5 protein-coding genes are annotated in these 23,752 nt (G+C 44.5%); all 5 read left to right on the plus strand.

Translation table 11 applies throughout. The features are described from left to right. The 5 genes from HGH90_RS15085 (at position 1) to HGH90_RS15105 (ending at position 23,702) form a co-directional block, all read left to right on the plus strand. Entirely contained in the window at positions 1-2,415 is a 2,415-nt protein-coding gene (locus tag HGH90_RS15085; protein ID WP_169191456.1) for an ABC transporter permease, read from the plus strand. 85 nt (positions 2,416-2,500) lie between these two features. Further along, a complete protein-coding gene (locus HGH90_RS15090; protein WP_169191457.1) occupies positions 2,501-19,096 on the plus strand; it encodes a non-ribosomal peptide synthetase/type I polyketide synthase in 16,596 nt (5,531 codons plus the stop codon). A 26-nt stretch (positions 19,097-19,122) separates the two neighbouring features. Continuing rightward, on the plus strand, positions 19,123-20,994 hold the full coding sequence (gene asnB, locus HGH90_RS15095) for an asparagine synthase (glutamine-hydrolyzing) (RefSeq protein WP_169191458.1): 1,872 nt from the start codon (positions 19,123-19,125) through the stop codon (positions 20,992-20,994). Between the two features lie 35 nt (positions 20,995-21,029). After that, positions 21,030-21,746: an aspartate/glutamate racemase family protein gene (locus HGH90_RS15100; protein WP_168762842.1), complete on the plus strand. Its 717-nt coding sequence runs from the start codon at positions 21,030-21,032 to the stop codon at positions 21,744-21,746. 21 nt (positions 21,747-21,767) lie between these two features. Beyond that, entirely contained in the window at positions 21,768-23,702 is a 1,935-nt protein-coding gene (locus tag HGH90_RS15105) for a methylaspartate mutase subunit E (RefSeq protein WP_169191459.1), read from the plus strand. Positions 23,703-23,752 lie beyond the last annotated feature (50 nt).

Here is a 23,752-nt window from a genome sequence, read left to right on the forward strand (position 1 = left end):
ATGTTAAAAAGAAACATTATTTACGCCTGGCGGAATCTCATTCACCGGAATTTTATCGGACTGGCTAATATTGTATTATTAGCCCTGGTAACAGCCACCGTTCTTCACCTGTTGAAGTATATCGCCTTTGAGAAAAGCTTTGATAAATTCCACGCAAATGCAAAAAATCTCTACCGCATCCAGACCGAATTGGTAGCATCCGACGAAACGACGGAGTATGCTACTTCTTTAGGATTGACGGCAGACCTGATGAAAAGGACTATCAGTGGGGTAAAAGATTATGTGAACCTTACCCCGCTTTCGGATGGTTGTACCATCGTGTATAAGAATATAGTGTACAGGGAAAACAGGGTGTTTGAGGTAGACTCCACCTTTTTCAACATATTTTCGTTCCCCCTTGTAAAAGGAGATCCGTCTGAAGTACTGAAAAAGCCTAATACCGTGGTGCTAACGGAATCAGCTGCACGTAAATACTTTAATGGAGAAGATCCTATCGGTAAAACCGTGAAAATTAAAGGTAAGTATGCCACCTTCCTGTTTGAAATAACAGGTATTTGTAAGGATTTTCCCGCCAACTCACATATACAGATGGACTGGATCTGTTCTAATCATCACCTGTTTAAAATTCCTGAACAATTTTATAGTTTCAGGTTATCCATGAACCATTGGACTTACCTGCTACTGAATGATAATACGAATATCAAGATGGTGGAAGATAAAACCAATGAGGAACTGGCTAAAATGGAGATTTATAAAACGGCCGCAGTCAGAATCAAGCTACAGCCAATGGGAATGATTCACCTGAAATCACAGTTGCAGAACGAAATTGTAGGCAGCGAAGGGGGATATGAACAAACGATCTTATTGCTGGAGTTGATAGGTATTATTTGTTTTGTTATCACTTATCTGAATTTTATTAATATTTCACTGGTAAAAACAATAGGACGCGCAAGGGAAGTTGGTATCAGAACAATGATGGGGGCCACGCTCAGGGACAATATGATGATCTTTTTTGCGGAAGCAATATTGCAAATAGGGATTGCGTTGGTATTAAGTATGCTTATTTACCTGGTTACCGCCGGGTTGGTAGCCAGGTATTTTAACTTCCCGCATAACTACCGTATTGGCGCCGCATCATATTGGTTTTACCTCGCTATCTTCTTAAGTTTCATTTTCTTTACAATATTAGTAAGCCTGCTATACGCATTCATATTTTCCAGGGTTAAACCGATCAATATCATAAAACGGGGCGATAAGATTCTCAGCAGAAGGATCACATTGAAATCTGTCCCTATTATTATACAGTTTACTATCTGTATCTTTTTTCTGTCATTTACACAAGTGGTCTTTAAGCAGGTAAGTTATATCCTCAATAAGGATATGGGATATAACCGGGAAAATATCATCTTTATTCCGCAGCCACATCTTGAGGATATAGGGAGCGTAACCTCAAAAATGGAAGCCTTTGATCAGGAAGCGAAAAGTCTTCCTGATGTGGTTAGCATTACCAGGTCGGTATACGGTCCGGGGAGTAACGGTTATGCCCAGTGGGGAGGTGTTTCCAATGATAAAATCGGAAAAGATACCTACATTATGTTTGCGCATAATGAGGTGATGTATAACTTTTTTGATCTTTATGGGATGAAATTGCTGGCTGGTTCTTTTTTTTCAAAGGAGAGTGATAAAGATGATATCGTGGTTAATTATACGGCCTGCCGTAAGCTGGGGTATCAAAAGCCGGAAGATATTGTTGGACAGATGGTATTTGTAAAGCATAAAAGGGTCAATAAAAAAGTGGTTGGAGTAGTAGCGGATTTTAACCAGGAAAGTTTGAAATTTAAGATAGAACCTGTGATCTTCCACCTGGAGCGGGAGAATATGCGGCATACCACCACTGTGAAAATATCTCCGCATAGCAGTGCCAGTACAATTGGTTCGCTCCGGCAAATATGGGGCAGGATATTCCCGGAGAGCGAATTTGTATATAGCGTTTTTACGGAAGATTTTAAAACACTTTATACCAGTGAGATCAACCTGCAGAAATGGCTGAAGTTCTTTTGCGGGCTTACACTGTTAATTTGTTCTTTCTGCATTTTTATGATCACTTATTATGCCTTTAAGGAGAGCGAAAAAGAAATCGCTATCCATAAAGTACTCGGCGCCGGTTTATTTGACATCATGAAATTGTCCAGGAATTTTTTACGGTTTATGGCGATTTCGCTTACCGTCGGTTTTATCTTCTCAGGCATTGTATCGGGTAAATGGCTAAGTAACTACGCCTATCATATTGGGATAGATGTGTGGTTTTTCCTGCTGCCAACCGTAATTGTGGTGCTTTTCTTCCTCCTCACCCTTACCTATTCCCTGTACCGGACAGTATCCGTAAATCCTGTTACAGCATTGCGGTCAGAATGAGCCATACCCAGGCTTTAATGTATTCATTCCTGTTCTGACTATTACCTGAAGTTATCTCTTTTAACTGACTGAACACCAAGTGTTTATGACGACAAAAAACATCGAGGATATTATTGGTCTTACTCCCCTGCAAGAGGGTATGCTGTTTCATTACCTGGTGGACAAAGAAAGTAATCTATATTATGAACTGGTCAGTCTTAATATATCCGGCAGGTTTGAAAAAGAGATATTTATAAAAGCTTGGCAGCAGGTAGTAGAGGATAATGAAATGCTGAGGGCCTCGTTCAGATGGGAAGATATTAAGGCGCCTGTGCAGGTTATTTATGCTACTGTATCCCCTGATCTTCATTTTTATGATTTCTCGGAAGAAGGCGACCCGGCAGCGGCTTTAGCTGATCTGCTGGAACAAATGAAACAACGCAGGTTTGATCTTCAGGAGGAAACACCGTTGGTGATATCGCTTTGTAAATTGGCAGAACTTAAATATGAGCTGACGATATTAAGTCATCATATTTTATTTGATGGATGGAGTACAGGTATTTTGTTGAAGCATTTCTTTCAATTTTATACATCACTCGAAGCCGGTAAAGAAACGGAGCTATCGCCTAAAAATAAGTTCAGGGAATATGTGAGGTTTCTAAAAGGACGGCCGGCGGATAGCATTTTTTGGAAAGATTACCTGAAAGAGCTACAGATAGCGCCGCTGCGCCGTGTCCGGATGCCTTCGCTGCAGGAAAAAAACATTGCCAATTGCCTTCGTTTTATACTGGAGCCTGCATTGGTAAAAGATCTTCAACACCTTTTGAATCAACAACATCTTACGCTGGCCGCTTGTTTATACGGCTGTTGGGCATTGGCGCTGGGCGCCTATTCCGGCAATACAGACGTAATCATTGGCACCACGGTGTCTGGCCGCAATGCTCCTGTAAAAGGGATCGGCGATATCGTTGGGTTGTTTATCAATACGGTTCCTCTGCGGGTACAGGTAAAGGGAGAAATATCAGGGCTTGAATTTCTTAAAGAGGTAGCGGCCTCTCTGTTGGAAAGAGAAGCGCACGAACATACTTCCCTGGCGCTTATCAAGCAGCTGTCGGGAATAGAGCAAGGTGCCTCACTTTTTGAATCACTGGTGGTAATAGAAAATTATCCGCTGGACTTTAAAGAGAATAATATTGCAGGTGGTTTTACACTGCATAATTTTAACTATCATCAGCAAACTAATTACCCGCTTACCCTGACTGTTTATCCTTCCCGTGATGGGGTATCTGTTACGCTGAGCTATAATCAGAACTTGTATGAACCGCAACTGGCAGCAGGATTAATGGGGGCTTTTGAACGGATCATCCGTCATATAGTTGACGTGCCCGGCTCATTGGTGAAGGATCTGCCTATGTTATCGGCAGCAGATATGGATGAGATGCTGTCAGCACCAACCAGCCAGGAAATGTATGTCAATGGGGAAAGTATTTCTGCTATTGTTGACGGAAATTGCAGCACTTATCCTGATAAGGTAGCGATAGTATTCAACAGGGAAAATCTAACCTATGGCCATTTATATGAAAGGGTAACATTTCTTGCCCGGATACTTGCTGCCGGGGGGGTAAGTAAAGGCATCGCGGTAGGAATTTATCTGGAACGTTCGCCTGAAATTATTATTTCCATGCTGGCAATATTGAAGTCAGGAGGGGTATATCTGCCGATAGATCCTTCTTTGCCGGCAGAGAGAGTGAAATATATGCTGGAAGATGCAGGGGTGAAATGTGTGCTTGTTTCTGCCTTAACGGCAAATGAAATAGATAACAGTTATAAGAAGATAAATGTCACAGGAATAACGGATAACGGGCTACAGGCGGATGTATTGCCAAATGTGTTGCCAACAGATCCTGCTTATATAATTTATACATCAGGATCCACAGGGAAACCCAAGGGGGTGGTTATCCGGCATAGTGGTGTGGTGAACTTCGTGAGAGGAATGGTGAATATAATTCCATTTGCAGAGGGGCCTCGCTTTTTATCTCTTACTACATTGTCATTTGATATTTTCGTATTGGAAACCTTATTGCCGCTTATGCATGGGTATACCATATGCCTGGGCAACGCATCGGAACAAAAGGATCCCGTATTGGCAGGTGGTATGCTGCTGGAAAACAAAGTGACATTGGCACAATTCACGCCTTCACAGCTGTCAGCTTTCCTGGAAGAGCAGAAGTTCAGAGAAGGATTGCAGCAAGCGGAATTTTTGTTGCTTGGCGGAGAGCCGCTTACCGGGGATTTGCTTGGAAGGATAAAATCAGTCTACCAGGGGAAGATCTATAATGTTTATGGGCCAACGGAAACAACTGTTTGGACTTCTGTAAGTGATCTTACGCAGCAGGATAGCATAGATATCGGAAAGCCGGTTATGAATACCAGTATGCTGATATTGGATGAGCATCTGCGCGTTGTTCCTTTTGGAGTGCAGGGCACATTATATATCGGCGGAGCCGGACTGGCGGCCGGATATTTAAATTGTCCTGAGCTGACTGCGCAGAAATTTATTCCTCATCCTTACTTTCCGGGCGAGCGATTATATAATACCGGTGACCTGGCTGTCAGGAATATAAATGGCCAGTTTGAGTTCATAGGGAGAAGAGATACACAGGTAAAGATAAGAGGTTACCGGATTGAACTGGGTGAGATTGAATTTCATTTACAACAGCATCCGTTATTGTCAGCGGCAGCGGTATTATCCAGGGAACGGGATGGTGTTGGGTATTTGTATGCCTTTTATGTAGCTATCGGTCACCTACCGGTAAATGAACTGAAGACCTATTTGAGCCAATTCCTGCCAGAATATATGGTGCCTTCTTTCTTTATACAGCTGGAGGCGATGCCATTGACAGCCAATGGAAAAACAGACCGCAAAGCATTGATCACCTATGAGGGGGGGATTACAGAAAATACCAATACAGCGCCATATACCGTATTGGAATCGGAGTTGACAGCCATATGGAAGGACGTACTGAAAATAAATGATATTGGTGTTACAGACAGTTTTTTTGATGCCGGCGGTACCTCCTTACTCAGCATCCGGTTGGTTAGTCAATTAAACAGGAAGTTTCAGTCCGATTTGACTGTGGTGGATGTTTTTGAACACGCGACTATACGTAAGCTGGCGAATCGGATATTGAAAACAACAGATAAGCCGACTGCTGATTTACCAGTCGACGAACGGGAAACAGATTACGCTGACAGTATCGCAGTAATAGGTATGGCCGGCAGATTTCCCGGAAGTCAGGATATCTCCGCTTTCTGGAACAGCTTGAAAGAAGGTAGGGAGTGTATCAGCTTTTTGGAAGGAGATAACCAGGCTCAATCCGGATCGATGGATGCCGGGTATGTAAAGGCCAAAGGAAGGCTCGAAGCGGCCGAGTATTTTGATGCGTCGTTTTTTGGCTATACCCCATTTGAAGCGGCGCATATGGATCCGCAAATGCGGATCTTCCATGAAATGACCTGGGAGGCGTTGGAACATGCCGGTTATGATCCTTTTTCCTATAAAGGAGCCATTGGCCTCTACGCAGGAGCCACGCCCAACAGCAGGTTTGAATCGGAAATTATATTAAATGAGCAGACCACCTTTTCGGAAAAGTGGAATGCGATGCAATATGCAGATAAGGATTTTTTGTCTACCAGGATATCTTACAAGCTCAATCTCAGGGGGCCAAGCTTTACAATTCATTCCGCCTGCTCTACTTCTCTTGTGGCAATTGATCTTGCCTGCAGTGAATTGAAGAATGGAAAATGTGATATAGCCCTTGCCGGTGGTATTTCCGTAACATTCTATGACGAAGAGGGATACCAGTATACTGAAGGGATGATTTTTTCACCAGATGGTCATTGCCGGGCATTTGACAAGGAATCAAAGGGGACGGTTAGTGGTAACGGCGGAGGTGTAGTGGTACTGAAGCCATTAAAACAGGCATTGAGAGACGGTGACCATATCATGGCAGTAATACTGGGAACCGCTGTTAATAACGATGGTAGCGATAAAGCCGGATATACAGCCCCGGGGGTTACAGGCCAGGAGAAGGTTATCAGGGCTGCGCTCCGCAATGCCCGTATAGATCCTGCAACAGTAAGCTACATAGAAACACATGGTACTGGTACGCCCATTGGTGATGTAATAGAAATAGAAGCCCTGAAGAGAGGCTATGGTACCGGTGAAACAAAAAGCTGTGCTATTGGCTCTGTGAAAACCAATATTGGGCATCTTGATGTTGCGGCAGGTGTGGCGGGCTTTATAAAAACAGTGCTGGCACTCCAATACCAGGAATTACCTCCCAGTCTCCATTTTACAACACCCAATCCGGCATTAAGTCTTTCGGCGTCAAGATTTTATGTAAACGACAGTGCAAAACAATGGGAACGCCGCAACACGCCGCTAAGAGCAGCAGTTACGTCGCTGGGCCTGGGTGGAACTAATGTTCATATGATACTGGAAGAGGCGATAGCCAAAAAGGAAGACGAATACCTGTCCAACCCGGCGGAAACACTATTGTTATCGGCTAATTCGCCGGAGGCGCTGAATTCGATTACCACCAAATTGATCAACTTTCTTCAGCATAATCCTGGTATAAATTTTTCGGACGTTGCCTATACCCTGCAAACCGGCAGGAAACATTTTCGCTACAGGAGATCAGTGCCCTGCACAGACATCAGGGATGCCGTGACGTCCTTACTCCGGGAACAGTATACCTCCACCGTTTCACCAAAAGAAGGGAGCGCTGTTATATTTATGTTCTCTGGGCAGGGGGCACAGTATATTGATATGGGACTGGAGTTATACGAATATTTGCCTGCGTTCAGGAGAATCATTGATGGATTGTTTGAAAGACTAAAAGCCCTTTCCACTGACAATTTCCTTGAAGTATTGTATCCTGGTCTTTTTCAACAGGCGCTTTCCGAAGATAAGGAGCATGATACTTATTACCTGCAGCCGGTCATTTTTATTTTCCAATATGGACTGGCTACCTTGTTACGTGGTTGGGGAGTGGAACCGGTGGCTATGATAGGACATAGTATGGGAGAATATACCGCTGCATGCCTGGCGGGTGTTTTTTCTGCTGACGATGCATTGAAGCTGCTATTGAAAAGAGGGGAGCTGATGAAGAAGACCTGCGAAGGACGAATGATGAGCGTAAATATAGCAGAAGCGGAGTTGCGGCAATGGCTACAGCCAGGGGTTGATCTCGCAGCTGTCAATGCTCCCGGTCTCTGCGTTGTTTCAGGTGAAGCAAAAGCCGTGGAAACGCTGGCAACGTCTTTAAGCGAAGCAGGAATAGAAATGCTGAATTTAAAAGTGCGGCTGGGTGGCCACTCTTTGCTAATGGATCCTATATTGGAGGAGTTCCTGGAAACAGCGAAGACCGTCGTATACCATGACCCGGTTATTCCTTTTATATCGGGTATGAGTGGTACCTGGATTACGGGCGCAGAAGCAACATCACCGCAATACTGGGCAGACCATATCAGGAAACCCACGAGGTTTTATGAAGGAATGAACAAACTGATAGCTGCTTATGACAACGGTATATTCCTGCAGGTGGGAGCGGGGAAAGAGCTTTGTTTATTTCTTGAGAGAAACGACAACCGGAAACCTGGACATGTGGCCAATAACCTTATCAAACGAAAGCAAGACCCTGTATCAGACTTGTATTATCTCAACAAACAATTGGGCGAAATTTGGTCAAATGGTGGTGTCATTGACTGGAACGCTTTTCACGGGCATCTGCCGCGGCGAAAAGTTCCGTTACCAACCTATGCTTTTGAAAGACAGTTATTTGCCGTTACCAAAGGGATGCAGCCAATTCCGCGCGGGATTCCCAAAGTTGCCGGTGTAGTTAATGCAGCTGACAGTATCTATATTCCTTCCTGGAAGAATACAATAAATGGTAGCAGAAAGATAATACAACATTATACCAATGTACTGATATTTACAGATGATCCGGAAGCCGGAAGTGCATTATCCGGCCGTTTATCGGGTTCCATCGGGCAGGTCGTTTTTGTTGCAAGCGGCAACGATTTTAAGAAGATAGCAGCCAACAGCTATGAGGTGATCCCCGCCGAACCTTCGCACTATGCTTTATTACTGGAGGAGCTCCTGAAAGACGGCCTGCTGCCAGACCTGGTCATTCATCTCTGGAATGTAACAGGCAGGGAAGAGCGTGCAGATCAGCTACGGGTGCAACAGAACCTGGATACAGGTTACTACAGCGTTTGTGCTTTGGGAGTGGCGTTGGAAAATATAATATCTATAGATAAGAAGACGACGTTACTGGTTATAACGGATCACATGCAGTATGTGGTGGGGGATCAGGTAGTGCACCCCGGAAAGGCGCCCGTAATGGCAGCTGTTGACGGATTAAATATTGAATGCAGCAAGATATCCTGCAAAAGTATAGATGTTTCGCTGGATGTAAACAGGGGAGCCGCCATCGCAGAAATAGTTGCCGAGGAACTCTCCATTGTTGCAGCAGATCCATTTGTAGTTTACCGGGGCAAGGACCGAATGGTTAAGTACTACGAACTTACTGCGGTTGACGGGGAGAATAACGAAATTTTCCGGCCTTCCGGTACCGTGCTGTTAACGGGCGGATTAAGCGGCGTTGGATTCGAAGTAGCCAAACATTTGGCCGGCGGAAATCTTACACTGGTTATTCTTGGGCGTAGGGATATTGAGCAGAACAGTCTACAGGAAAAGCGTTTAGAAGAACTGAAGTCCGCACATCAACATGTTTATTACTTCAGGTGTGACGTTTCCGACGCAAGTGCAACAGCCACTATGATCGACACCGTGCAGGCAACACATGGAAAGATCTCCGGGGTGTTGCACGGAGCAGGTGTACCGGGAGGAAAAGTACTGCAACTCTTAGATACAGCTGCCTCCGCGCAGGTATTGGCGCCTAAGGTGAATGGTGTATTAAATCTTTATCATTGCCTGAAGGACCGGGAGCTTGATTTCTTTATGTTGTTTTCTTCTATCGGCAACATTACTCCTTATTTTGGGCAAACAGACTATTGTGCTGCCAATCATTTCCTGGATGCATTTGCCGCATACGCGAGGTTAAATAGTGGCCCGCAATTGCTGTCTGTGAACTGGGACCGGTGGAAAAATACAGGGATGGCTGTAAACGCGGAGCAACAACATTATACGCTGAGTGGTCAACAACTGGAAGGTGGCATCGATGTAAGGGATGGTATAATTATTTTTGAAAAAATATTACCCGCACGATATTATCAGTTGGTGGTATCGTCGCTTCCTTTAATGGAGAGAATCCGCGATAACCGGGAGCAGATAAGCAAAAAAGATAGCCTGTTGAGTAAGGTAGCGGTTAATGCTACTGCGCAGTTAAACCGGTCGGGGATGAGCTCAGTTTATGCAGCAGGTACTATTGATTATGAACATACACTGCTGGCCCTCTGGGAGGAAATATTAGGATATAAGAATATAGGCGTGGACGACGATTTTTTTGAGCTGGGGGGAGATTCTTTGAGGGCTACTATTTTGTTGGCCAAGATATTTAAGACCTTCCAGGTAAAAATTTCCCTGATCGATTTTCTGCAGCAGTCTACCATCGCCCAAACCGCGGCAAAGATACACCGTAGCAGCAAAATGGCGTTCTATGATATATCCCCCCAGGGAAAGGCCGATAGCTATCCACTGTCTCCTTCCCAGCGCAGACTTTACCTAATGCAGCAGTGGGATCCTGCTATGGTGGCCTATAATGAAACTGACGTTTTTCAGCTAAAAGGGCCAGTGGATGAAGCAAGGGTAAAAGCAGCATTGCAGGAGCTGATAAACAGGCATGAGAGCTTACGTACTACTTTTCACTTGTTGGACGGAATGGAATGCCAGGTAGTAGAGGAAGATGTGATTATTGAACTGGAAATAAAGGAGGCTGCCGGGAACGAAGAGGCTTTTATTCGCAGCTTTGTACGGCCATTTGATCTGGCTAAGGAGATACCTTTCCGGGCGGCCTTGGTGAAACGGACTGCGGAGGATTACCTGCTGCTGATAGACATACATCATATTGCCACTGACGGATTTTCCAAAAATCTTTTGCTGAAGGACTTTATGCGTCTTTACCAAGGAGAAAATCTCCCCGCAGTGGCCATACATCCGAAAGACTACGCGATATGGTGCCTTGGAAAACAACATTCAGCAGAAATTGAAAGGCAGGCTGCATTTTGGAAGAACCAGTTTAAGGATGAATGGGCGCCTCTCCAGCTTCCGAATGATTATAGCCGTTCTGCCATACCTGCATATGAAGGAGATACGGTACTTTTTGAAATTTCGCCCGGCCTGAGGGAAAGTCTCAGCGCAATTGCCAAGCAAAACAATACCAATGAATACATGGTACTCTTATCCGTGTATTTTATTTTCCTTTCCAGGTTGTATAACCAACAGGAGGTTATTATTGGAACACCGGTGTCCGGAAGAAATCATGAAAGGTTAACACATAGCATCGGTATGTTTGTGAATACGCTGCCATTGCGCTGTCAAGTCATTGATGGTATGAGTTTTACAGCGTTTGTCAACCAGGTGAAACGATGCACACTCACAGCCATAGAAAACCAGGACTACCAGTTTGAGAATATCATTATGGATTTGGATATCCCTCTTTATAATGGCGCCAACCCATTGTTTGATACGGTATTTGTTTACAACGATGAAAGTTTCTCATCGGTAATAATGGAAAACATACAGATCAGCTCCTATCCGCAGAAAAGGAAGGTGTCTAAATTTGACTTGTCGCTGTATGTTCATTGCGATGATATAGGAAAATGTTCATTTGAGTTCTATTATAAAACATCTTTGTTTAAAAGAACAACAATTTTGCAATTTGCTGCATGCTTTACGCAATTGCTGGAATCATTGAGTGTTCAGCCAGATATACTGGTCAGTGAATTGTCTATGTTGTCGGAAGATGCAAGAACTCAGATAATGACCGTATTTAATCCGGCAGTCTCCAATGTATCATGTAATAAAACAGTACATGCAGCATTCGATGAACAGGTGAGCCTGCACCCCAACCACCTGGCTATTGTTTCCGGTACAGATGCTTTGACTTACACGGCGTTAAAAGAGCAATCGGATCGGTTGTGTTCCTATTTACAGCATAAAGGGGTGACGGCGGGTAGCATTGTGGCGTTGTTGACAGAGCGTTCGGCAGAGATGATTATATTTAAGCTGGCGGTGCTGAAAGCCGGTGCTGTTTATCTGCCGATCTCTTTAAAATATCCCCGGTCACGTGTGGATTATTTACTGGATGACAGTCGTGCTGCCGTTATTTTAAGCTCGGCGGAATCTGCGGAGCAGGTGGCTGATATGTGTATACCTGTGCTTACCCTGCAGGATGCACTTGAAAAAGTATATCCGTTGTTACCGGTGGATATTACTGCCGGGCATCCGGCCTATATTATCTATACCTCAGGATCTACCGGGCAGCCCAAAGGTGTGATAGTGGAGCACCAAGCGATTCATGCAATGCTACGGCTCAAAGAAATGCTCAACATCCCGGAAGAAGTCAATTTTCTGCAAACAGGTGCGGTCGTTTTTGATGCTGCCGTATTCGAGATATGGTACACATTACTGAACGGAGGGACGCTTTTCTTAATCGATGAAGAGCACCTGTTCAGGGCCGACAAACTGTCTTCATTTATCCAGGCGCATCAGATTACTTATACGTTTTTTACACCAGCATTATTTAACCAGCTGGTAGACCAGGATCCTGCTGTATTTACCGGTATGCAGGGGATTTTGCTGGGAGGGGACGTGGTATCTCCCAGACATTTAAGGCTAGTGGGAGAACATAGTCCGGGTGTCCGTATCTTCAACGGATATGGTCCTACGGAAAATACCGTCTTTACTACCTTCTATGAAATAAAAGATCTTCCTGCAGATGATCCTGTACCTATTGGAAGAACTTTTAATTCGCAAGTATATATATTGAACCAGCACAAGCAATTATTTCCGGTGGGCATTTCCGGCGAGCTTTATATTGGCGGAGATCAGCTTGGACGAGGGTATCTGAATAATCCGGAGTTAACATCTGCACGGTTTATTGATAATCCTTTCGGAGCGGGTCGGTTGTATAGAACCGGCGATATCGCAAAATGGCTGCCAGATGGGAACATTGCATTTATTGGCAGAAGGGATACGCAGGTGAAAATAAGGGGATTCCGGGTTGAAACAACAGAAATTGAAATCTGCATCGCTGCCTTCCCGGGCATAGCTGCTGTAGTGGTCGATATACTCACAGACCAGGATGGTCAGCATTACCTGGCTGCCTGGTTCACAGCCGGGGCGCAGGTGCCTCTTTCATTGATACGGCAGCACGTTGAGCAAAGACTGCCCTATTACATGATTCCCAGACATTTTATGCAGCTGGAGATATTACCTGTTACGGTAAATGGAAAGATAAACAGGAAAGCGCTGCCGCTACCGGTTGTGAGGATTAACAAAACGGAGGAAGAGCTGTTTACGCCATTGCAGCGCTGCATGGCTGATATCTGGAGCGCGGTGTTGCAGTTGCCGGCAGTAGGCCTGCACGACGATTTTTTTGAGCTGGGCGGCGACTCTATAAAATCAATTCAGATTTCTATCAGGCTACGCAGCCTCGGATATAGCATCGACATCCGCGATCTTTTCCTTTATCCTACGGTGGCTTTAATCAGTTCCCAGGTAAAGCTGTTGGGCAAAGCTATTCCAGGCCCTGAGGCAATGACAGGCGGCCTTGAGTTGTCACCTGCGCAGCGATGGTTTTTTCATCATCAGGCAGCGTATCATGATCATTTCAATCAGCATGTGGTGTTGTTCCGCCAGGCAGGTTTTGAGGAAGCCCTGATCCGGGAAGCGGTAAAAACGGTATTACAGCATCACGATATTATACGGAGTGCTTTTGCCGTAGATGAGAAAGATGAGATATCGGCGGTTATTCGTGAGCATAATAATGATGCAGTTACCTTCAGCAGCTATAATCTTACCTCTGTGGCTGATGTAGCGGAACATATCGAAATATTGGCGGCAGGAATACAAAGTGCATTAAATATTAAGACAGGCCCGCTGGCAGCCTCCGCACTGTTTAAAACAAATACAGGCGACCACCTGCTGATAGTAATACATCATCTTGTTGTAGATGCCGTATCCTGGCGTATTTTACTGGAGCAGCTGCATACAGTGTATGATCAGCTCCTGCAACGTAAGCAGGTTGTGATGCCGGTTAAAGACAACGCTTATGCTACGTGGACAGAACGGTTAAAAAGATACGCTACTGACTTGCTGGATGCGAACCGGGATCAAACGGAATTAGCCTATTGGGAAGAACTGGATATACAGGGGGCGGCAGTGTTGGATAAAGCTACCCAGCTGCAGGAACGGTTGGAAGCAGATACCCTGATTGTGACAGCCGTACTTGACGCCCCTCGTACCGGGGACCTGCTGAAAAATTGCCATCGTGCCTACAATACCAGGGTACAGGACCTTTTGCTGGCGGCCCTGGGTGCAGCATTGAAAGCATGGACCGGCAACGATAAGTTTATAATTAACCAGGAGGGACATGGAAGAGAACCGCTGTTTCCTGATATCGATATCACGGCGACCATCGGTTGGTTTACTTGTATGTATCCCGTCGTATTAGATGTATCGCGGGCAGATGATCCTGCGTTTTATATTAAAAGTATTAAAGAATACCTGCGCAAGATTCCACACAATGGGGTGGGATATAACCTGATACGTTATATGTCTGCGTCAAAACCGGCACATGCCGTCTGGAATATAACACCTGAGATCAGTTTCAATTATCTGGGCCAGCTGGATAATCTGGCATTGACCCATTTCACCAGATCTTCGCTGCAAGGAGGAAAGGCATTTGGTGACCGGTTGAAGAGCTTGTTTCCACTGAATTTAAACTGTTTGATAGAAGATGGACAGCTGAAAGTATATATCGGGTATAATGAAATGGAATTTACTACTGCAGAAATAGAGTCGTTTGCCCGGAAGTTTATATCGGCATTGGAAGAAACTATCGCGCATTGTGTCGCAATCACCACCCCTGAGCTCACGCCCAGTGACTGTGATGCAATGTTAAGTATAGCCGAATTTGATGCTTTACAGGAAATCATAAGGGAAGCTGCTGGCCAAGGGACCGCTATACAAAGCGTGTCGGCGCTATCTCCTATGCAGGAAGGGATTTTATTTTACCATCTGCATGGACCATCCACTACCGCTTATTTTGTACAATTGGTATTTGATATAGAAGAAGCCTTGGATGCAGCTGTTTTCCTCGAGAGTGTAAAGCAGCTAAGTGGCCGCCATGAAATATTACGAACACGAATAGTTGCTGATGGTTTTTCCCGACCACTACAGGTAGTACTATCAGGAAACATTACCGGAGGTAGCTACCTGGATCTTTCGGAAATGGAGGAGACCTCCCGGACAGTTGTTATAGCAGAGAAAAAGCAGGAAGATCTTGCAAAGGGATTTGATTTATTAAACAATGACCTGCTGCGCGTGATGCTGATAAGAACTGCGGCGGACAGGTATTCGGTGATATGGAGCTTTCATCATATTATTATGGACGGGTGGTGCCTGGGTATATTGCTGGAAGAATTATTGGCTATATATCACGGATTGCTTCACCAGCGCCCTATAGTACTCAAAAAGGCGGGGCAGTATTCCACCTATCTGAAATGGCTGTCAGCAAGGGATAAAAAGTCAGAGAGCGCATTCTGGTCCGGTTATCTATCTGGTATCAGTGAAGTTACGGTCTTGCCAGGCGGACATAACGAGGTGAGGGAGTATAAGAATGCTGCTCAAACAATATTACTGGATAGTGACACATTTGTTGCACTACAGGAGTTGGCCAGGCAAACAGGTGTAACTATGAGTACGGTGGTCCAAACGGCATGGGGAGTGCTGTTGTCTAAATTAACCAGCAGCGATGACATTACTTTCGGTACAGTTGTATCCGGCCGCTCTGATGAAGTGGACGGAATAGATACGATGATCGGCCTTTTCATTAACACTGTGCCTGTTCGCATAAAAATAGCGACAGAAGAGACCGTAATTGGTCTTCTGAAAAGAGTGATGGAGAATCATCTTGCCTGTGTTCCGCATCAATACTGTGCCCTGGCTGATATATTGGAAACATCTCCATTTAAAAGCAGGTTAGTTAACCATTTGCTCATTTTTGAAAATTATCCGGAAATAGAGGGACAGAGGACGGCAGACGGCACCTCATTTAAAATTTCCGGTTCAGGGACCTACGAAGAGACTAACTATAATTTTAACCTGGTGATACACCCTCGCCGTGATAGCATGAAGGTGAGTGTATATTATAATGAGCTGGTGTTTGATTCACTGCAGGTAGAAAGAACGATAGGCCAGTTTTTACGGATATTGAAGGCTATTGCCAATCAATCTTCACAACGGGTAAGTGAAATAGCTATTATTAGTCCCGCCGAACGCAGGGAGATACTGGAGGTATTTAACAAAACGAAAGTTATGCCTTCGCCGGCAGATAATATTAGTTCCCTGCTGGAACAACAGGCAATGATAAATGGCAGCGGTATCGCTCTTTCCTACCTGGACCAACAGATTAACTACGCTTCTCTGAGCATAGCTGCCCGTAAACTGGGTAATTTTCTGTGCCAAAAAGGGATTGGCCCGGGTAGTAAGATTGCCGTAAAGATGAACCGGTCTATAGAAATGATGATCGCCATTTATGGTATACTGAATACCGGTGCGGCATATGTGCCTATTGGTATGGATTTTCCGGCCGAGCGTATTCAGTATATGTTGGCAGACAGTAATGTGACGATATTGCTTTGCGATGATGCATCCGATCAGTATGATGGGACAGAAAGTCTTTGTATGAGAGACGGATTTTATGAAACAGCATCAACGCAAGCTCTTTCCGCAGTGTCACCAGATGCACTGGCTTACATTATGTATACATCTGGTTCCACAGGTAAACCCAAAGGGGTGATGGTTACGCATGCAAGCATATTAAACACGCTGACCTGCCTGTCCAGCCGTTATCCCATGCTGCCGGGTGATAGTTACCTGTTTAAAACGCCGCTCGTTTTTGACGTATGTATCCAGGAGTTGTTCGAAAGCTTATATAGTGGCAACCGCCTGGTAATACTGCAGCAGGGGCTGGAAAGAGATCCTTACAGCATATTGTCTGAGGTCCATCGCAGTGGTATTACACACTTATGCCTGGTACCATCGTTATTCAATGCGCTTGCAGATATATTAGATTATGAATTGGCGCAGCAAATGGTAAGTGTGAAGCATCTGTTTGTTGCTGGGGAGGCTATGGATGGAGCGGCTGTAAGAAAGTTCCGGCAGTTTAATAAGCAAACACAGTTAATTAATGCTTATGGGCCCACTGAAGCCAGTATTTACGCGAGCCTGTTTGATCTGGATGAGTGGGATGGCGTTTCACCAATACCCATAGGCAGGCCGGTTGATAATATGAAGTTGCTGGTCCTGGATCCTGGCATGCAATTACAACCAATAGGCGTGGAAGGAGAGATATTCATTTCGGGACCGGGCGTTGCCGCCGGATATTTAAATAACAAGGCGCTAACGGAAATGGCTTTCCTGGATGATCCCTACTACGAAACCGGCAGGTTGTATAAAACCGGAGACCGGGGCAAATGGCTGCCATCTGGAATTGTGGCCTATACCGGTAGGAAAGATGAACAGGTGAAACTACGCGGTTTACGCATTGAGCTGGGAGAAATAGAAGCGGTGCTGAATAGTTTTCCAGGTATACAGGCAAGCGTTGTATTAATTGCCGGCAGTGACAACCCCCATATTTGTGCCTGGTATACGGCCAGCGATGCACTTGTTGCCGGGGAACTTGCGGACTACCTGCTAAAGCAGTTACCTCGTTATATGGTACCGTCCCGTTTCATGCACGTAGCGGCTATCCCATTAACACCCAGTGGCAAAGTCAATAAACCCGAACTGTTGAAGTTTCTTGAAACGATGTCACAGGTTCCTGTACATAACATGACGGTGGATGGGGATGTTGCCAACAGCATAGAACGAAGGCTTATAAAGATATGGGGACATATTTTGAAAATAGATCCGGAACATATTCGCTTGACTGATCATTTCTTTGAAAAGGGAGGCCATTCTATTAAGGCAGTTTATTTACTGGCTGCTATTCGTAAAGAATTCAATCACCTTTTTTCGCTGGAAGATCTCTACCGGTATCCCGTTATAAAGGAACTGGCCAGGCATATTGGTGTAAGCCGCCAGCAAAACGGGGCAGCCATAAAGCGGGCGGAGAAAAAAGAGTATTATCCGTTATCGCCTTCACAAAGGAGGATCTATTATTTTCAGGCGTTAAATCCTGGAAGCATTGCCTATAATATGCCACAGGTAATAGATATTGATATGGAGGTGACACCGGATCGACTGGAAAAGGTATTTCAATATATTATTCGTGCACATGATAGCTTCCGGTTGTCATTTTCTATGATAGATAATATACCGGTGCAAAAATTACAGGAAGAAGTGGTACTGGCAACAGACTATTATACTGCCGGTGACGAGTCGGATCTTTCCGTTATCAGGAAACAGTTTGTCCGCCCTTTCGATCTGGAGGTAGCGCCCCTTATTCGTGCCTGCATTGTAGAGATGGGAGATCGCCGGAAGCTACTGGTAGACGTGCACCATATCATATATGACGGTACTTCACAACATCTTGTTGGACAGGAGTTCCTGCAATTACTACAGGATGGATTGGCGCCCGCCAAGTCATCTTTGGCATATATCGATTATGTAGCGTGGATGAAATCATCCGGTTACCAAGCCCGGATAGCCAGTCAGGAACGGTTCTGGAAAAATGTATTCAGCCGGACACCTCTGTTGCTGAACTTGCCGGCAGATCAGCCACTGTCATCTGGAGTTGGTTATACGGGAGCGATCGTTCGTTTTCATGCCGATGAACAGACCGTTAGGAAGATATTTCGGTTTGCAGAAACCAGGCGGGTCTCCCTGTTTACTTTTATCTTTTCCGTATTCAATGTTTTCATAGCGAAGCTTGCCAGACAGGAAGATATTGTTATCGGTGTTCCGGTAGCTGGGCGCCCAGAGGCCGACTTTGAGGGTATTGTAGGTATGTTTGTTAACTATCTGGCTATCCGGAGTGAAGTGAATATGGACACAACCTTTGCTGCCTTCCTGACAGATACTAAAGCAAACATCCTACAGTGTTTTGATAACCAGGACTATCAATACGACAGCCTGTTGGATATGTTGCAGCTCCGCACAGTGAAAGGCCGGAACCCGCTATTTGACGTGGTTTGTAATTACATTGATACTGAAAATGAAACCGACCATTTCAATATAGCTGAAAACTGGGATAAACCAGGTAGAGAAGCGGCTACGGCTAAGAATAACCTTATTCTGCGTATCGTCAAAGTCGGGGATAACCTGCTTTTTGAGTTTGAATATGCTGTGCCAATGTTCAGGGAGCAAACCATCCGTAATTTTGTGGATTACTTCCTGACATTAATCAAAGGAGTCATGCAGTATCCGGACAATCGAATTGGTACATTTAAGATGACCGGTAACGATAAACATAACCAAGCAGACTTGCTACGTGCAGGTTTGAAGTAGCTGACTTATTAACCTTCACTAACATTATGTGCGGAATCTGCGGCATTGTTGACCTCTCTTACCAGGGAAGAAAAGAACATTTTCCTGTCATTACGGGGATGACGGAAAAACTCCGGCACAGGGGACCTGATAGTAACGCCTTTTTTTACAACGATAATTTTGTATTTGGGTTTTCCAGGCTGAGTATTATAGATCTGAAAGGAGGCATGCAACCTATCAGCAATGAAGATGATTCCATTGTGCTGATCTGCAATGGTGAGATATTCAATTTTATTGAGCTCAGGCAGCAGCTAACAGGAAAAGGCCACCTGTTTAAAACAGGGTCGGATGTAGAAGTGATCCTCCATCTATATGAAGAATATGGAACTGCCTTACTGGACCACCTGAATGGGCAATTTTCATTTGCCTTGTTTGACCTGAAGAACAGGGTATTGCTATGTGCGAGGGATCATTTTGGTATTACGCCTTTTTATTATACAGTAGTTAATAATTACCTGGTATTTGCCTCCGAGATAAAATCAATACTGGCATTTCCGGAATACAGGAGAAAGGTAGATCTGACGGGACTGGACCAGGTATTTACCTTTCCGGGAATGGTAGGTAACAGAACTCTTTTTGAAGGGGTGTTAAGTTTGAAAAACGGACACTTTTTGCGCTACGATGGGTATAAATTAGAGGAAAAGGAGTATTGGGATCTCATTTATCCAACCCTGGAGGAGCGTATACCGGTTGAGAAGGAAAGCTACTATATAGAAGGATTGAATGACCTGATCAATAATTCTATCAGGCTGCGTTTACGCAGTGACACGCCGGTGGGACTTTACCTGAGCGGGGGATTGGATTCTTCTTTGATAGCAGCCAAGGCCAAGACAATATCGCCTCAGTATATCACCAATGCATATTCTATCGTATTCGGGGAGAAAGATATCAATGAAGAAAAATACCAGCATTTACTGGTACAGCAGCTACAGCTTAAACATTATAAGAAGTTGTTTAATTATACCGATATCACGACCCGGTTACCTGATGCAGTTTATTTTTGTGAATGCCCTATAAAGGAAAGCTATAATACTGCATCTATGGCGCTTTCTGAAATGGTACACGACCACGATTACAGGGTAATACTTTCCGGTGAAGGAGCAGATGAATTTTTTGCCGGATATGTTGGTTATAGGTTTGATAAGATCAGGCAACTGCAGCCTGCCGGTATCGGTGCCGACAGTGCGGAGGAGAGAGCTATCCGGGCCCGGTTATGGGGAGACGAAGATTTTTTTTACGAAAAAAATAAATCCGCATTAACTGGGGTAAAGCGGGGCGTGTATGCGGCAGGTGTAAGAGGAAAATTTGACCAGTTCGACTGTTTACAGCATTTCGTTGTAAATAACAGTCGCCTCGCAAATCGGCATATACTGCATAAGAGGGCTTATCTCGATTATAAATTACGCCTGGTGGATCATCTTTTATCCGATCACGGTGATCGGATGGGCCTGGCCAATTCAGTAGAGGTACGGTATCCATTTCTTGACAGGAGCATCGCAGAATTTGCTGCCCGGATACCGCCGGATCTCAAACTAAATGACTTTGAAGAGAAGTATATTCTGAAGAAAATTGCGTCCGCCGAAATCCCTATGGAGATAGTAAACCGGGAGAAGTTTGGCTTTGTGGCGCCCGGCAGCCCTTATATCCTGAAAAGGAATGTTGCATATATTAACGACCTGCTGTCATATGATACCGTAAAACGGCAGGGGTATTTTGATCCGGAAGCAGTACAGGCACTCGTAAAACAATATAGCCGGGAGGATTTTCATCTCAATATCCCTTTTGACTCAGATTTGCTGATGATCATTATTACCTTTGGCATACTGCTAGATAAATTTGACCTTCCTGATCACTCCTGACAACCCTTATTTTTTAACCCTTATTATTTACAGGTATGTTTCCAGCTGAAAAGAAATTGGGTATAATTGGTGGTATGGGTTCGTTTGCTTCTGCAAATCTTTATAATACCATTTTAAGCAAATCACCTGCGAAAAATGATGCAGAGCATATTGAAATTATCATTCATAATAATGCACGGATTCCCGACCGGACCAGGGGGATTCTTTATAACGGGCCGGATCCTTTCCCTGAGATACTGCGATCGGCCAGGATAATGGACACTTTGCAGGTAGACTACCTGCTTATGGCTTGTGTAACGGCTCACTATTATTGTGATATTTTGCAGGAGAAGCTGCATTATTCAACGATCCTCAACCTGCTTGATGTATTAACAAATCATATCCGGGAACATTTGCCGGCTGTGAAAACCGTGGGTTTGCTGGCCACCACCGGCGTAATCAAAACACAGATGTGGCATAAAAAACTCCGGAATATAGGTGTTGAGGTTATTTGTTTGCCTCACGCTGCACAGGAGTCTGTTTTCATGGAGGCTATCTACGGCGATAAAGGTGTAAAGTCCGGCCAGGTATCAGACGAACCTCAAAAGAAATTGATAGAAGCCTGTCATATGCTTACTGCTATGGGAGCAGACGCGATCCTGTCCAGTTGTTCTGAAATCCCGATCGTAATGCGGCAACAGCATATAGAAAGCCTGTTGATAGATGCTTTCGATGTATTGACAGATCATGTATTAACGCAGTTTTATTCATAACGCCTGTTTATATTTTCCATAATGAAAATCAGAGTTCTACTGGGTGGTTTGGGCGACGATGCACATTCTGTCGGATTAACATTACTGAATTGGTTTTTACTCGAAGAAGGATTTCATGTCACCAGCCTCGTTATCCAAAATTCAATTAACGATTTTTTTAAGCATGCCGATAGTCATGAAATAATATTTGTATCCAGCCTGAATGGTCATTCTGATCTGTATCTTAAGGATTTTGCGGAAAAGCTGTCTAGCTTTAAGCTGGTTCACGACGAACCGAAAATATGGTACATTGGTGGAAACCTTTCTACCAGTAAATCAAACGATGAAGTGATAGGCAGTTATCTGCAAAAAGGGTTTACCCGGGTTTTCCCAAAGCCGGTAGGACTCGATAATATTAAGACCTGTCTGAAAGAAGATATTGGTTATTATAATATCAAGGGACGCCCGGTCGCGAAGTCTTATATCCATTTTAAAGAAGGGCTCGATTATAACATTGATCTGATTGATGATAATCCCCTGAGCAGAGAAGCATTTGAAAAGGAAAGAAAAGATGTTCTTTTAAGTTTCAGAACAGGTAAAGATGTAAATGAGCTGGACGCAAAAAAGAGCCTGTCAAAAGTGAAGAACCTTAGCCAACTTTTATGGAATAACAAAGAGCAGGGGAAGACGCCATTGGTGCAGCCCCGCACCGGCGTAGCAGATATTGATCAGCAGATAGCGCTGTTTAAGAAGCTGTCTGAACAAAATATCTCTGTTTTGTCTGTACAGCTGGATGCGGCCAGCAGACGTAATCTTTATCATGTGGCAGAAGAGGGGTTGTTGGACAGTATTTTGTGTGGTAAATCACGGTTAAATGGATTTCCGGTGCCTGTTCATGGTGTAGCTGGCGTACAGAAAATCATTGAAAATTTTAATAAGCCTTTCCAGATTCGCGGAGGTGCACCGGATCACCGGTTGACTTATGAAATAGGCATCGCCGGCGGAGCCACAGGAGTAGAAGGATCTTTTCTGTGTTACCTGTTTCCATATGATAAAAGTACACCTCCACACCAATCGTTATCTCACTGGAAGTATGTAGATAGATTGGTAGCAGGGTACTTTTTCCGCCATAATGTTTTAGTTAACAGGGAGTTTTTTGGCCCGCTTACCAGTACGCTGATAGAGCCAAGTATACCCATCGTGATCAATATTGTACAAGCGATACTCTCTGCCAAACAAGGGATCAGGAGCATCAGTGTCGGGTATGCCGAGCAGGGAAACCGGGAACAGGATATAGCCGCACTTACGGTAATGGAGAAGCTAACCAATTCCTACCTGCTTAAATATGGCTTGAGACATTGCCAGGTAACTACAGTCTTCCATCAGTTTATGGCAGCTTTTCCTACGGATAATGGGAAGTCGGAGCAGTTAATCAGGGAAAGCTCTGTTACCGCCACCTGCGCAAATGCCACCAAAATTATGACGAAAACCCCCGTAGAATCTATTAAAATTCCAAATGTGAACGATAATGTAAGAGGTGTAAAACTAACATTTGAAGGAATAAAAAAGGCGGGGGATGTAAAGTATAGTCAGCATACAGTAGAGGAGGAAATGAAATTGCTCGAAGCAGAAGTTACCGGTATTATGAACGTCATCGAAATTATGGGTATGGGACATATAGCACGTGGTGCTGTTAAAGCTTTCCAGGAAGGTATCCTGGATATTCCTTTCTCCCCCAGCAATTACAATAAAGGAAAAACCATCACTTTCAGGAGTGTCAATGGTGCTATCAGGTTCGCGAATCCCGACCATTTGCCTTTTCCTGATAAGGTGAAGGACTTTCATCACAGTGAGCTCATCATAAAAAAGAAATATGAAAGAGAGAGTAACCTGGTGAAGTTGGTGGAAAATGATCTTTCCCGTATATGGAAAAATGAATTTAAACAGTGGCCGCTCACGCAACGCTCGCTGGCCTGATAGCTGCGTCTATCAATAAACATATCTGTATTACATCAGTTATAAGCAGT

Source organism: Chitinophaga sp. Ak27, from assembly GCF_012726295.1.
GTDB lineage: Bacteria > Bacteroidota > Bacteroidia > Chitinophagales > Chitinophagaceae > Chitinophaga.